The following is a 15136-nucleotide window of genomic DNA, read 5'->3' on the forward strand; positions in this document are numbered from 1 at the left end:
GCATTCGAGGGTCTTCGCGCGCCTTGACCAGGCTGTTTGAGCCTAGTCGAGACCGGTCAAGCCTCATGATCGCTTTACGTCTTCTCCTAAAGCGGGTGTCGCAGGTTCGAATCCTGCCGGGGGCACCAGCCTGCGACGCGTGAATCCGCAGGTCAGTACAGCTCCGCACACGTGAGTGACACTGCCTGCGGCGCATACGGGTGACGCCCGAGGTCACGTCACGCCCTCGAGATACACGATAAAAGCCCAGGTCAGACGTATGCGTCACCAGAAAGCACCGACCCACTCCTGGTCGCAGGTTCGAACCCTGCGAGGGACTATGCCTGCGAAGGGAAACACGCGCCGTCAACTCATCGCCGACGCGGTCGAGCTGTCCTGCCGACGCCGCTGCCCGGCAATCCATGACAGAACCTCAAGTACCGCTTGTGTCTGGTGGCGAGCCAGCGCAGCCGCCTCCTCGCCATCGACGATCTCGATCCCCGAGTCACGGTGAGCCGGCAAGCCGGTCGGTCTCTGGCGAAGCTGGCCCCCCAGGTGCAGTACGACAGCACCTACCTGGGGAGAGCCGAGCGCGGCGAGCAACTGCCGACGCTTCACGTCGTGGCCGCGATCGACCGGGCGGTGGGCGCGAACGGGGAGCTGGTCAGGTTGCGGGAGGACATCGACAGGGGTATCGACATCCGCTTCGCGGCTGACGGTGATGAAGCTAAAACCGGGCCGCACGAAGCTACTGACTTTGAATGAGTGATGTCGTCATGGTGGTGCGGGTCGGAGTCCTGTACCGGTGAGGCAGCCGTCGAGGACGTCGGGGCGGTATTGGAGCTTGCGTAGTCCTTGGCGGACGGTGGTGATCAGTCGTCGGCGTTGGCGAAGGCTCGGTTGGCCAGTGGTGCGCCGCAGTACGGACCACAGGCCCTCGACGGGGTTGGGGTCGGGTGCGTAGGGCGGGAGTTGGAAGACGGTGAGCCAGTCGCGGGCGGCGATTTCTCCGCGAACGTGATGTCCGCGATCAGCACGAAGGGCCGCATACACTTCATGGTCTTCACCGAAACCTTCGACGCCGACGTCATGTGCCGCTTCCTGGACCGCCTTCCGGGCCACTTCGCCCACAAGGCGTCCTGGACGACACTGCACCCACCGCTCCCGCGAGGTCTGCCACTGGCTCGCCGACCATCCTGACCGGATCGAGCTGCACTTCCTGCCGTCCTACGCGCCCGAGCTGAACCCCGACGAGCTGATAAACGCCGACCTCAACCTGAGTCTGCCCATAAACAGCCGTGCGTGTGACCACACCCAGCTCGCTGCCGAATCCCGCAGGTTCTTCCACCGCCGCCAACGTCAGCAGCACATTATCCGCGTCCACTTCGCCGGCCCGCACGTCCGCTACATCCTTGAATAGCACCCTTTGAGCTTCGGATCAATAAGCGGAATCTGCAACAACTCGCCATAACAGCAGACACCCTGAGTTGATCACCTCGGGGCGTCTGCTGTGACAGTCCTCACTCGTCTTCCTGCCGTGGTCTTTGAAGTTGCCGTCAAGAGCTAAAGAGCCTGACGGAAACTGCTTCCAGTCGAACTTTCTAGCTGGACGTAAACTGAGCCTCAGGACTCCAGCCTATTCATCGAGAATCTGCTGGACCAGCGGGACGCAAAATTGACTGCAGTCGATCGATGGCAGCCTGTGCCTCAGATCGCTCCTCCATGTCCACCCAGCTTCGCCAGAACCATCCGTCTGGAGGCAGTGCCACGTCCAGCGCCTGGGCGGCAGATGCTGCCAGAGCAGGCTCAACAGGCTTCACCAGCCACTCAGTAATGCCCGCAACTTCCTCGTTCCAAGCCAGCGAATTCCCTGCAGGAATGTTTGCAGCAACTACTGCAGCGGCAGCCATTACTTCCTCCGGTAGCACCGAAGAGGATGAACTCCCGTCTCCTTCGATAGCGGAACGGAGGGTACGTTCCACGGCAGCTAGCCTCTGCGGAGCAGACCGCCCTTCCAGCTCATCGAGAAAATCCTCAGCTGCGTCGCTGTCGAAAGGGCCTGAACCCCAGGTTCCCGTCATCAACTCCAATTTGGCACTTACGGCAGGTATCCTCCTCGGCCGGGCGGGGCTCCGCCGCATCCGCTTTCACGATCTCCGGCACGCGACCGCGACCCTGCTCTTGGAACAGGGCGTCGACCACGTCGTCATCAAGGAACTCCTCGGCCACGCCCACATCGGCGTCACCGCCGGCGTCTACGCCAACGTCAGACTCCGCCTCCAGCGCCAAGCCATCGACACCCTTGGCCACGCCCTCGACCAGGACGACGACGAACCCGAAGACCCGCCCGCCGCAGCCGTCGTCCGCTGACGTTGCCGTCAGCGTTGCCGTCAAGAACCGCAGAAGCCTCGCCAGGAACATCGGGCGATGCTTCTCGCTTTTCTCCTGATTTTCAGCTTCAGTCGGACTCTCGCCAGCGCGTTACGGCGCGCTGGCACAGCGCGAACGCGAAGGACCCGAAGTCATCCCCGAGCCTCTCCAAGCTCTCGCGGTCCACAACTCCGGGGTTCCAAACGAGGACGGGATACTCGCCTTCCTGATTCACTTGAGAAGAATCGAGGACAACCAATCCACCCATTCCGTCAAACATCGCAACAATCAGATCGGATGGCATTCCGTACTGACTGCGAGCATCCAAGGTTTCCGCTACGGAGCCCAATAGTTTCTGCCCCATGGCGGGCGTCTGATATACGCCAAGAAATTCTTCCCCAGCGATATCCCAGGTTCCGAACTCTTCGATCAGACGGCGGTACGAGGGAGGGAAAACCACACCCAGATCATTCTCGGCAGCGGCCATCCTACCTGCGTCACAGCCGTCGGCGTGGTTCGATATGTCATCGTTCCCGCGAACCAGCTCGATCAGTCGCTCACTCGCCTCGACAGCGTTCATCATCCACCAAATCCTGCCGCTCGGTCCTTCCAGTACTGGGATTTCCAGGCGTTGAAGGCATCTCGATCGATTCCGCTGGGGATCTCGGTGCCCGCCTTCCAGTGCAGCTGATTATAGTTCCCGAAGTGCATCGAGTGTGTCACCTCGGCAATCGGCCCATCGTGCGTCTGGAGCATGTGATGGAGGTTCATCGGCTTGCCGTCAGGGCCCATCGGGGCGAGGCCTTGCTTCATTCTCTTGAGATTGCTTCGACCGTACTTGTCCGCAGGCGAAACAAAGCTCGGATTCACCAGATCATCCCGCTGATAAATACGCTGGCCGTTGTAGTCGGTCCGCGTCCAGAACTGGCAGTTTGAGTTGTGAACGAGGACCGGCGTCTCGCCCGCCAGCACATAGTACGTGTGCTTGTGGGTGACGGTGAGGTTGTAGACGGTGGTCTGGGTGGTCCATCGTTTGATAGCGGTGATCTGGATGTGGGTGCCGGCGCTGGTTTGGAGCCACTGGCTGGTCTGGAGGTCGGTGGCGTCGATCCATTCACCGAGTTCGGGGACCCAGAAGGGGTGGCCGTCGGTGGCGGTGACGGTGGCGGTTTTCTTCCCCTGTTTGCCGTCGAGGTCGATGGTGATCTCGACCAGGTTCTTTGATCCGGTGCCGACGATCTCTGCCGTGACGGTTTCGACGCTGGTTTTGCCGGTTTCGGGGTCGGTGGCGAGCACCTTGTCGCCGACCTTCACGTCTTCAATGGGTTTCGTGGAACCGTCAGCCATCAGAACCGGCGTGCCGGCAGTGAAGCTGTTGCTTTCACATGAAGGAGACTTGGATTCTGCTTTGGGATCCGCCTCTTCGGCTTTCCTGGCCTTTTTAGCGTCCCGAATCTTGTCGGTTATCCTCTTGCCGAACTTGAGTACGGCCTTGGCGCCCTTCGCCCCTAGGGCCTCCAGGACAGTGACCCCGCAATCCATGCTGAACCCAAGGTTTCCAAGACACTGCTTTACAGATTCCCAATCCGGCATGATGATGTCGGACAACTCACGTACGGGCGGCTCCAAGAAATGGCCGAAATCGGGAAGTACGTTAGGTATGCAGGTAGGACTCGCACAGGCCGGGGCGGCTGTCCAGGTTGCCTGGGTAGCCGAGGTGCCGCCTCCGCCACCTCCGCCGCCCCCGCTGGAGGAGCTTCGGCTGGAGTTCTGGTGTGTGACGACGCGTTCTACCGTCTCCTGGATGAAGTCGATGATGCCGTTCCAGAACAGGCCGGTAGGGTCGGCGTGGGTGATCGGGTTGTTGTTGGCGTAGGCGTATCCCTGCCACTGCTGGGGGTCGGTGAGATCCATCAGTGGGTCGACGGAGATGAATCTTCCGGTTGTCGGGTCGTATTCGCGTGCGCCGAGGTGGGTCAGGCCGGTGGTGGTGTCGGTGGTGCCGCCGACGAAGCCCTTGCTGCCGGGCCAGTCGGCCGGTTCCTGGCCGCGAGGGCTACCGAAGGGCAGTTCGCGGCGGCGCTGGAGGTCTGTGTTGGCGGCGTTGATGGCGAGTTGGCCGGTGGCGTGGTGGTCGGCGATGGTGAACCAGACGCTGCCGTCGTCTTCCTGGACGGCCTGGTGGCCGTCGCCGAGGTCGAAGTAGCGGGTGGCCTGGGCCTTCGTGGCGCCCTTGGGGAGGGTGACCTCGGTGTGGCCGAGGTAGAGGGTGGTCTCGCTGGAGGTGCGGCCGATGAGGCGGTTGCCGTCGGCGTCGTAGAGGTATGAGGTGCTCTTCGTGCCGCCGGCGCCGTCCGGTTCGGAGACCGAAGCCAGATGGCCCTCCGCGTCCCAGGTCAGGTTCTGGGTGCTGCCGGCCAGGGTGCGGGTCTTCGTGTTGCCGGCTTCGTCGTAGGTGTAGCTGTCGGTGCTGGTGCCTGTGGGGCCGGTGCTGGTCACGTCGGTGAGGGCGTGGGGCTGCGGCTGGCCGGGGGTGGGGTAGCTGTAGGTGTACTTGGTGTCCTGTGCGGCGCCGCCGGGTGCGGTGTGGTCGGTGTGGGTGGTGCGGTTGCCGGCCTTGTCGTAGGTGAAGGACTGCCAGTACGCCGCCGGGCCGCCCACGATGCCTGGGGACGGTGCGGTCTCGCAGTTCTCGTCGGCTTCGGTCCAGGCTTCGGTCATGCGGCGCAGGTAGTCGTAGGTGAAGCACTGGTTGTCGGTGCCGGTGCGGTTGACGTCGGAGACCGAGGTGATGTTGCCGGTCTCGTCGTAGGCGTAGGTGGCGTACTTATCGACACCGGGGACGTTCTCCCGGTCCACGCGGGAGTTCTTGAGCCGCTGGGTGCCCCACTCGTAGGTGTTGGTGATCCTCGCGCGCCGGCTGCCATCGCTGGCGTCCAGGTCGTACTGCAGCGGCTGGCCGGTGTTGCGGTAGGCGATGACGGACGAGCTGCCCCAGGCTCCGTACGCCTTGGTGGGCCGCAAGATGTCGTCGTACGCGAAGGTGATGCCGCCGCCGGGCAGGGACCCGGCCGCGGAGTAGGTTTCCCCGGCGACCAGGCCGTTGGCCTTGTACGAGGTGCCGTCCTGGTAGGTGCCGGCCAGCGCTCCTTCCTTGGCGGGGATGGTGACGGCGGTTCTGAACGGCCGGTAGAGCTGGTCGTAGGCGGTGACCCGGGAGGTGTAGGCGGCGCCGTCTTCGTACCGGGTGGAGGCGGCGAGCTGGCCCTTGGCGCCGGCGATCGTGTCGTAGACCCACTGGGACCGCAGGGTTCCGGTCGGTGAGTCGTTACGCAGCTCGGTTTTGCGGCCCAGGCCGTCGTAGACGTGGGCGAGCTTCACTCCGCGGGCGTCGGTGGTGGTGGTGAGCTGGCCGCGGTCGTCGTACGTGGAGGTGGTGGTCCCCTTGTCGGGGTCGTTCGCCGTGATCTGCCGGCCGAGCTGGTCGTAGCGGTAGGACCATTCGTTGCCAGCGGGGTCGGTGAACTTGGCCAGCTCCCCGCGGGGGGTGTAGGCGTAGTGGGTGGTGTCGTAGGCGGCCTCGGCCGCGCGGGCGTGGTGCTGGCGCAGTTCGGTGGTCTGACCGCGGGCGTCGGTCAGCGTGGTGGTGGCGGTGCCGCCTTGCGGCGGGATGACGGTAGTGCGGTCGCCGTGGTAGCTGGTGGTCGTGGTGGCGAGGACCCGGCGGGGGTTGCCTTCGCCGATGCCGGAGACCTGCTCCTCCTTGATGACGCGGCCGAGACCGTCGTAGCCGAACCAGGTCTGGGTCTCTACGCTCTCCGCGTCGGCAGGCTTGAACAGGGCCGCAGCCGGGGCGCCGGTGGTGTAGTACTGGGAGAAGATCTTCTCCCTCAGGCCGCGCTCGTCGTAGAAGACGTCGTTGACCAGCCGCCCCCCATCGGGCCCAGGGGATTGGGTCTGGCGCTCGCGCAGGAAGCCGTCGTAGAGCAAGTAGGAAGTGAGCTGTCCGCCGCCGCCCTCGGTGAGCGTCTTGGTGGATACCGCGACCGGCTTGCCCTCGGTGACCTGGTAGTCGAACTCGTGGGTGGGCAGTTGGCTGGTCTTGCGGTCGGGGAGCCAGACTTTGGTGGTGCGGCCGAGGGCGTCGTAGGCGAACTCGGTGGCCTTTCCGTTGGTGTCGGTTTCCCTGAGCGGCAGGGCGCGCAACGTGGCCACGTCGGTCGTCGTGGTTTGCGCGGTGGTGGCATCTCCTGCCTTGGCCGGCGGGCTCGTCGTGACGACCTGCGTGACGAGACCGGTGGCCGGCTTGTACTGGGTCTTGTCGGTGCGGCCGTCGTCCCGCTGGGTCCGTGAGACGAACTTACCGGCCGCGTCGAACACCAGGTTCGCGGTCAGGTCGGTGCTGCTGGTCTCGCGGCCGTAGGCGTCGTAGGTTGCGCCGGCTTCCAGGTACACCGCCTCGGAGGCGGTGTGGGACTTCAGTACGGCGGTGGCGGTGGCGTCGCCCTTCGTCGGCTTGCCCGGGGCAGCGGTGATGGCGTCGCCGTCGTAGGCGGTGCGGGTATCGGAGATCACGTCCTTGGTGCGGTCCACCGTCCCGTCGCATCCCTTGGCGACCGTCTCGACCCGGGCGGGCAGGGTGAGGATGTTGTCGTCCGCGTTGGTCGCGTACGTGGTGCGGGTGCAGCGGTTGTCGGCCGCGGTGGAGGTGTCGCCGAAGTCGTCGACGTGGGTGACGCGCCCGGCGATGGTGTCGTAGGTGTTGCTGATCTGGGTGGTGCGCCAGTCGGTGCCGGCGCCGTTGTCCAGGGAGGTGAAGGTCTTGCGCTGCGCGGCGCCCGTGAAGTTGGCGGTGACGGTGCCCCAGTTGCGTTCCTTCTTCGCCGTCTGGTGGTGCCAGGGCCGGCTGACGGCCTTGTTCAGTACCTTGCCGCCGGGGCCGGAGAATTCGACTGTCTTGTACGCGAAGCCGGCGGCCGACTCATGGTCGGTGAGCGGGTCGCCCTCGCCGCTGCCGAGGCTGACGGACACGTTCTTGGTGCCGCCGGTCGGGCTCTCGCGGTCGCCGTGCATTCCGCGCAGGAAGTAGGTGTCGGACTGCGACTTCATCGCCTCGTCGCCGAGCAGCCCGCCGGCTTTGACCCGCACCTGGCCGTAGCCTCGCCATTGCGACCAGGTCTTGAACTTCTCCCTCGTCAGCCCGTCGTCATCGTCGTAGTGCCAGGCCGCCCCGCCCAGGTACTCGTAGCGGGTCATCGAGCCGGCAGCACCCCCGGTGCGGTCGGTGCTGGCCACGGAGGTGGTGACGTACTTGTTGAACCACTGCCGCTCCGGGTCTGCGGTGGCACTGCCGCCGATGTACTGGGGGAAGCAGCGGGTGGTGTTGGTCTGCGGGGTGGGCAGGTCGTTCCAGTTACAGGCCGGTTCCGAGTAGTTGGCGGTGACCTTGCCGCCGTATTCGTCGGAGATGCTCTCCAGCCGGGCTTTGATGAAGGGCGCGTAGCCGTCGCCGGTCTTGTCCAGGCGGTTGGCCAGTTGGGTGTAGGCGAAGGTGGTCTTCGGCAGAGTGATCGTCGGGGTGGCGGTGTGGCCGGTGCGCTGGATCGAGTCGAGCAGGAGCTGGTAGTCGATGTCGGCCTGGCCCCAGCGGTGTTCCAGCTTCCAGGAGTCGACCGGGCCGTAGGTCCCGTCGCTCTTGAGGACCTCGGTGGTCACTTCGGTCAGGCGCTTGCGGGTCCAGAAGCTGGGCGCAAGTCTGCCCTGGTCGCAGGTGGCCGTTTCGCCGCAGTTCAGGTCCCAGGGCGTGTCATACCAGTAGGCGGAGTCGGTGCTGATCGAGGAGCAGGTCGTCTGCGCGTTCGGCAGGCACCGCTCGCCGCTGCTGAAGTCGACCTTGGCCAGGGGCTTCGTGTCGTACACCGAGGAGTGCTTCAGCCCGTACTCGATACGGTCCAGGCTGCCGCCGCGGGTGTAGCGGGTGTTGTTGTCCGCCTTCAGGTTGCGACCGTAGGAGTTCTCCTCCTGGTGGTAGTAGTAGGAGATGGCGTTGCCGTGCGGGTCGACGACGTAGTCGAGGTTCCAGCGCCAGGCCTGCTGGCACCAGGACGAGCCGAAGCCGGCGGCGTCATGGCACGGCTCGCCGGAGTCGTCACCGAACACCGGGACCTTCCAGGCCGAGCCCGTGGTCTCCTTGCCGCTGGCCCAGCCGGGCAGGCGGTTGTAGCCGAAGTAGTAGCGGACGCCGTTGGGGTCGGTCAGCCGCCAGTACTCGCCGTCGTTGTCGCCGTTGCCGCGGTCTGCTGAGGCAAGGCGCTTGATGCGGGTGCCGTCGTCCTTCTTCAGCTTCCACTCGTCGGCGCCGGCCGGGACGAGTTCACCGGCTTGGCCGTTGAAGGAGATGAACGCGTTGTCGTAGCCCCAGCACAGGTCGGCCGGCTTGTTGCCGTCGGGGTGCTCGACCCCGTCGTCCGCGCACGGCTTGTACCGGCGCTCGATGAACCCGGGCCACATCTCGAATCCGTCGCCGACCCACGAGGACTGGTTGTTGGTGCCGCCCGTGCGGCCATCGACGCCACCGGAGGAGTACGACAGGCCGACCTTCGGAGTCAGCTCGCCTGGCACCTCCGGAACAGGGATGTCGTACTCCCAGGTGAAGTCGCCCGTGTTCAGGTTGGTGTTCCAGGTGGCAGAGGGAGACAACTGGGTGGCCTTGAAGTCACCCTGGTCACCTTCCGCCGCAGTAGTGACAGCCAGGACCGTCGGCTCGCCGGCACGGAGCGCGACCACGTTGCCGGTCAGAGTCTGGTTCTCGGTGTCGTTGGTCGTCGCGACGGGCATGGTCGTGCGGCAGGCGAACTTCGCCGGGGTGGTGAGTGCACAGGCGGGCAACTGGACCAGCGCGAGCCGGGAAGCGTGGCCGCCGCCATATGCCTCCGCGAAGCTGCTGTAGTCCAGTTCGACGCCGGCACGGCCCTGCGTACCGTCCTTGCCGGTGATGCTGAAAACGGGCCCGTTGGCGCCGGTCTTCTCCGCAGTCGTGCGGTCCAAGGTCGTGATCTCGGCTCGGCCGGTCGCGAGCCGCTTGGCACCCTTCAAACCGGCGTTCGCCGCGATCAGCCTGACGGGCGTCCCGCCGGCCGAATCCGCCTTGCGGGCGCCCGCGGCTGGTATCTCGACGGTCGTGCTCCCCGGTTCGGGCCATGCCGCCCTGGGGGCTCGTACCGGTGTGCGGGGGCCGTCGCTCTGAGGCCGGGGCTTGACTTTGCCCACCGTGCCGGGAACCGCCTCGCCGGGCGAGGGCGCTTGGGGCAATGCGTCGCTGTCGGCGGTAGCTGCCGGTAGCGCCGCGGCCTGCAGCAGCGTAGCGCTCATCACCGCCGCCGCCATGAGAGCCACCTTCCGGCGCAGCCCGGCGCCGATGTGCACGCGCGATCTGATCATGCTCATGCTTGCCCCTCCCGGGCGCGGCGCCGGCCGCCCAAGAGCAGCGGGCACCAGAAGAGAAAGTCAAAGACTGGCTGGCGAAATTCGGCGGTGCGTCAGTCGCCCGGTGGTACCTGGGTGGGTACGTCGAACCACTGGGAGGCGAGCCAGGCGACCTGGTCTTCGCTCAGCGGGCCCTGGAAGGCCCAGACATCGTCGATCGTGCCGGGGAAGTACTCATCGAAGCCGCCGGCGGTCTTCGCACGGCCGATCTGCAGTTCACCGGTGGCCTTGAACGACTGCGCGTGCTCCGCCCACGGCACCAGGTCCTTGCATCCGGCCTGGTCAGGCTCACCGTCACCATCGCTGTCGGCGCAGACGGTCTCTTCCAGCACGCCGTTGACGTACAGCTTCAGCTCGCGGGCGAAGCCGTCGTAGACCAGTGCCAGGTGGTTCCACTCGCGTACGTCGTAGAAGTTCGCGTTGTCCGCGCGTACCACCGGCGCGTCGCCTGCATCGGATGACGGGAGCACGACCTGCCATCTTCCCGGCGCGTTCGGATCCCCGGTGTCCGGTAGATACCGGACGGAGAAGGCGTTGGTGGCGCCGCCTTCGGCGCTGGCCACCGTCACCGCGCCGCCGGGCATGGCCGCGGCCTGGGCCCAGCCTGTGAGGGTGAAACTGCCTGAGGTGTCCACCGGCATGCTCGCCGCGGCGTGATCGTCCACGCCGTCGAGCTGCAGACCGGAGAAGTCGATCCAGCCCGGCCCCAGTTTCGCTCCGCCCTCCAGGGCCATGGGCCTGCCCTCCCCGCTGGCGTCCGGGGAGGTGGCCGGGGCGCTGCCCGACGTCTCCTCGAACAGCCACCGGCCCTTGACGAAGGCACGCTGCTTGTAGAGCTGCTGGACCTCGGCCGGTGAGATGGGCCGGTCGAAGAGGCGGACGTCGTCGATGGTGCCGGGGAAGTGGCTCTTGAGGGTGTTGTTGACGGAGACGGCGCCGACGTACATGGAACCGGAGGCGTAGAAGGCGTCGACCAGGGTGGTGGAGCCGGCTTTCTTGCCGTTGATGTACAGGGTGAGGGTGTTGGCCGTGGTGTCGTGCACGCCGACCAGGTGCGCCCACGTGCCCGCGTAGGCATCTCCTGGCTGGTCTGCCATGGCCCGGATGATCGGTGCGCCGGGGGTGTCCGATGCGTACTGGTTGAAGACCCAGCGGTCGTAGGCAGCGGAGTAGTAGAGCTCGAAGCCCAGCGCGAACTCGCCTGCCTGTGCCACGACGGTCGCCTGGCGGTCCGGTTTGGCGTCGAGCTTCGCCCAGGCGGAGACGGCGAAGGACCGTTCGCTGTTGATGTGCGGTCCGGAGGTTTGGCCGATACGGGCGTAGCCGTCGGTGCCGTTGAACTTCGTGGCCTTGCCCGCCACGCCGGGCACGCCGGTGGTCACGCCGCCGTGGTAGCGCGCAGGCAGGACACCGCCGCGGCCGGAGACCTCGGTCGCGCCAGCGGGCTCGTCGAGTTCGAAGACGGCGATGGCGGGGCGGCCGGGGTCGCCGATGGTCTGCTTGGCGTAGAGCTTGTCGACCTCGTCCTGGGCGATCCGCTTGTCGAAGATCTGGACCTTGTCGATGGTGCCGGGGAAGAAGTCCTTGGCCACCCTGGCCGCCGCGCCGGCGCCGAGTTGCAGGCCGCGGCGGGCGTTCCAGGTGCTGACGAAGGGGGTCTCGCCGACGAGGGTGCCGTTGACGAAGAGCCGCAGTTTGTCCTCGACGGAGTCGTACGAGCCGACGAGGTGGGTCCAACTGCCGGTCTGGACGCCGCCGGGGTTGGGTGCCATGGCCCGGTGGACGGTGGCGTCGGGGGTGTCGGCGGAGAAGCCGTTGAAGATCCAGCGGTCGTGAGCGGCCGCGTAGTGCAGCGCGAAACCCATCCGCTCGTTGCCGGGCTGCGAGGCGACCACCGCCGCGCCGGTCGTCGGTTTGGCGTCCAGCTTCACCCAGGCTGAGACCGTGAAACCGCCGGTGTTGTTGACGGGCGACAGGTCGGTGGCCGCGTAGGCGTCGGTGCCGTTGAGCCCGAGCGCCGTGCCCTCGGCCCCGGCGGCGCCGGTGCTCGCCCCGCCCTTGAGAGCAAGGGTCCGCGCCGGCGTGGAGCCCTCGGCCTGCGTGGCACCGGCCGGCTCGTCGAGTTGCCACGTCGCGCGGTCCGGCTGGCCTGCCTTCACCCGGAACTGGTAGGTGCGGATCTCGCTGTTGTTCCCGGCCGTGTCGAAGGACTGGGCGGTGATGAAGTTCAGCCCCGGCCTGGTCGGGAGGATCTTCACATCCCTGGCGGCGCCGCCGGAGGTGGAGATTTGGTTGCCGGGCAAGGGGTCGCCGTTGATGCCGTACAGATATCGGGTCGCATCCGCGGCGGGCGAGTCGAGGGTGAAGGTCCCGTACTGGCCCACCCCGTCCAGCCACGGATCGTTCGGGTTCGCCGGATCGGATTCCGGATACTCACCTGAGGTGATGGTGGGCGCCGCGGGCTCGTTCGTATCCCAGACGAAGTAGCAGGCGGTCTTCGTATCGCCCGAGTACGACCACGGCGACCACTGCGCCCCGTCATAGGCGCGCGCGTACCAGTGCACGTTTTCGTTCTTCGGGATGGGGTTGGTACCTGTCTTCGGCAGTGAGACCGTGAAGCTGGATCCGGACGGCTCGAACGGAGTCCGGGACGGGCTCCACCTATGAGTTGCACCGCTCGCGTCGGTCCACTGGGCCTGGAACTGCACCGCGACGTGGTCGCCGTCCGGGTCTCGGATCTCGTTGGCGGAGATCTTGCCCAACGAGTGGATACGGGCCTTCTCACCGGGCCGCTTGCACACCCCGCCGTACTCCATGGTGAGTTGCGCCATCTTGATCTGCGGCGGCGGGCGGTTGTACTTCACCCGCAGGAACGCCTTGTCCGAGAACCGCTTCCAGGCGTACTTGTCGTCCTCGTTGGCCGCACGCAGCCCGAAGGTCATCGTCGACCACTTGTTGTTGGCCGCCTGCTGCACCGCGGCCTTGATTCCGAACTCGGCGTCCTTCGAGGCGCATCCGTCGTAGCCGTAGGCGAACGATCTCGTGTCCAGCTTGTCGAGCCAGAAACCGGAACCTGCGTCCTGGCTGTTCCAGGTGGTGGACGAGCTGATGTCCTTGGTCCGCCACAGCTCCACGCTCCGATCGGAGCAGGAGGCGGACCAGTTGTTCCGTACGACGAACTCCGCCGACAGGATCGACTTGCCCGCGAAGCGGGAGGTCGGGATGCGGTAGAAGACGCGCTTGGTGTCGTGCGGGGCGCAGTAGTCCCAGCCGCAGTAGCCCATTCCGGCGTTGTCCTCGCCGTTGAACTTCCACTGCGGCGACGACGCCCAGTACTTCGAGGCGAAGGTCCACGCCGACGCCCGCGGCGAGTACCACTGCGGGTCGATGAACACCGGGTAGACCGTGTCCGCGCCTTTCAGCACCTGAGCGTCCGGCGTGAGCACCAGTTGGTCGGGTGCTTGGGCGACCTGGACGTCGACCGGCGCCAGCTTGCCGGACTCGCCCGCCGCCGGCTCATCCGCCGGATCGCCGGCGGCCGCGCTTCGGGCGCCGGATGTGCCTCCGCCGCTGGAGTCCCACATGACCGGCTGCGGTGCCTCGAACACCGCGCCCCCGGCACCGGCATCGACCGCTTCGAGGCCACCGGCCGCCGTTTCGCGCACGGACATCCCGGTTGCATCCAGGTGCAGCCGGAGTTGGGCCAGTTCCGGATTCTGCGCGGCCTCGGCGGACTTGACCACCAGCAGCTGGGTGAAGCCATCGGCCTGCACCCCCATGCGCAAGTCGACTCCCGGCAGCACCTCCGGGTAGACGGCCGCATCCCCCTCCAGCCGCGGCTGTGGCAACTCACCCGGCCACGACAGAGACAACTCCCGCCCCGCCTTGGCCATCCGCACCAACGGCGCCGTACCGCCGCCGGAGAACTCCAGCCCCACCGTGGTCGCACCGGGCGCCACCATGCCGCCGTCAACCGGGGCGAGTCCCGTGTCGATCGCCTTCCACTGACCGTCCACGCGGGTCCGGACGGGCCGCAGGTACTCGCGCGCCTCCAAATTCCCCCCGGGGGTGGCGAACACGTCACTCGACTCGCCGCGCAGCGAGGCGATCTCCACCGGCTCACCGGTACGTTCCGCCTGCGCCGCCGCCTCTTCCTCGGTGCCCGCGGCCCGGGCGTCCGCAGCCGCCGCACCAGCCTTGGCATCCGACGCCGCCGAGGGTGCACGCGTGCTGCCCGGAACCACACTCGCCTCCACGACGGGCGCCATCCCGAGGAGCAACGCCGCGCCCAACCCCGCTGTCAGCCAAGCCCGATATCGCCGCCATCGCGCACGCATCACCACAGAGCCCCACCCCTGAGACAACGGAACGTAACGTCGCGCTAACCTAACGAGATGAGCCCGAGTGGACTAGACCTTCTTAACGGGCAAAACCGGTAATTCACCCGCGCCCCTCGTGACTTACATCACACCAATTGCCCCTTCAGGCATAGGTACTTCAACAAAGCACAGCGGATATGAACTAAAGAGCATTCAAGTCAGGACACTTCTGAAGAGATGCGGGCATACGCGTGCGATCCCCTCGACGGCCACCCCTCGCTGGGACACCCTGTCAGCCGCTCAGGCCCCCGGATCGGCAGGCGGGCCGTGTCTAGCTAAAGGGCCAGCCCGCGCTGTATCCGGCGCGGGGTGTCAACGGCCAGGACCAAGCACGCGGCAGCGTGGCGCTGGCCAGGTGCAGCAGCTCCACGCGGGAGACTCCGGCCATACCCGGCAGAGTTTCGATCCCACTCCTCACTCAGGTGTCACAGAGTCCCGTCGGCGACTGCGAACAACGCTGGAGCTTCAGAGGGGCAAAGGGGACTCGATGGTGATCCGTGCGCCCGGTGACCAGGGCCTACGACCGTTCCCATCTGTGTCGTGCCCTCCGGGGGCACCAGCCTGTGACGCATGAACCCGCAGGCCAGCACGGTTGCGCACACTCAGCGTCACTGCCGACGGCTCATATGGGTGACAACCCAAGGTCACGTCAGGTCCTTTAAGTACGCGATAAAAGACCAGGTCAGGCATATGCGCAACCAGACGGCATCGACCCATTCCTGGTCGCAGGTTCGTACCCTACGAGGGGCTGCGCCCGAAGGGAAACACACGCAGTCAACTCGTCTCCGATAGGGCCGAGCCGTCCTCCTGGCGCCGCTGCTCGGCAATCCATGACAGAACCTCAAGTACGGTTCGTGCCTGGTGGCGAGCCAGCGCAGCCGCCTCCTCCCCGTCGACGATCTCGATCTCCCAAGTCACCGTGA

General features: G+C 66.2%; 6 protein-coding genes and 2 pseudogenes. 3 read left to right on the forward strand and 5 right to left on the reverse strand.

Annotation, left to right across the window (positions count from 1 at the left end; genetic code table 11):
* Window positions 1–432: 432 nt before the first annotated feature.
* Entirely contained in the window at window positions 433–744 is a 312-nt protein-coding gene (locus DMB38_RS13040; RefSeq protein ID WP_164715979.1) for a helix-turn-helix transcriptional regulator, read from the forward strand.
* Window positions 745–753: 9 nt separating this feature from the next.
* On the opposite strand, the gene DMB38_RS37675 is transcribed toward DMB38_RS13040, so the two are convergent.
* Window positions 754–1101, reverse strand: a complete 348-nt coding sequence (locus tag DMB38_RS37675) for a transposase (RefSeq protein ID WP_346429506.1) — start codon at window positions 1099–1101, stop codon at window positions 754–756.
* Here DMB38_RS37675 and DMB38_RS13050 point away from each other — a divergent pair.
* A pseudogene (locus DMB38_RS13050) lies at window positions 985–1399 on the forward strand (transposase); the annotation flags it as partial. The gene DMB38_RS37675 and the pseudogene DMB38_RS13050 overlap by 117 nt on opposite strands.
* 220 nt (window positions 1400–1619) lie before the next feature.
* Here the strand turns inward: DMB38_RS13050 and DMB38_RS13055 are convergent.
* Window positions 1620–2060, reverse strand: coding sequence for a DUF4259 domain-containing protein (locus tag DMB38_RS13055; protein WP_164715981.1), 441 nt, complete (start codon window positions 2058–2060; stop codon window positions 1620–1622).
* Between the two features lie 31 nt (window positions 2061–2091).
* Here DMB38_RS13055 and DMB38_RS13060 point away from each other — a divergent pair.
* Window positions 2092–2349 (forward strand): annotated as a pseudogene (locus DMB38_RS13060) (tyrosine-type recombinase/integrase); the annotation flags it as partial.
* Window positions 2350–2437: 88 nt separating this feature from the next.
* On the opposite strand, the gene DMB38_RS13065 reads toward DMB38_RS13060, so the two are convergent.
* The 3 genes from DMB38_RS13065 to DMB38_RS13075 all read right to left on the reverse strand — a co-directional run bounded on the left by DMB38_RS13065 (window position 2438) and on the right by DMB38_RS13075 (window position 14171).
* Complete coding sequence (locus DMB38_RS13065; RefSeq protein WP_125935333.1) at window positions 2438–2932, reverse strand: SMI1/KNR4 family protein; 495 nt, start codon at window positions 2930–2932, stop codon at window positions 2438–2440.
* A complete protein-coding gene (locus DMB38_RS13070) occupies window positions 2929–9795 on the reverse strand; it encodes an HNH/ENDO VII family nuclease (RefSeq protein WP_125935334.1) in 6867 nt (2288 codons plus the stop codon). The genes DMB38_RS13065 and DMB38_RS13070 overlap by 4 nt, the downstream gene beginning before the upstream one ends.
* A 92-nt stretch (window positions 9796–9887) precedes the next feature.
* Window positions 9888–14171, reverse strand: a complete 4284-nt coding sequence (locus tag DMB38_RS13075) for a LamG-like jellyroll fold domain-containing protein (RefSeq protein ID WP_125938996.1) — start codon at window positions 14169–14171, stop codon at window positions 9888–9890.
* Window positions 14172–15136 lie beyond the last annotated feature (965 nt).

Source organism: Streptomyces sp. WAC 06738 (assembly GCF_003945505.1).
GTDB lineage: Bacteria > Actinomycetota > Actinomycetes > Streptomycetales > Streptomycetaceae > Streptomyces.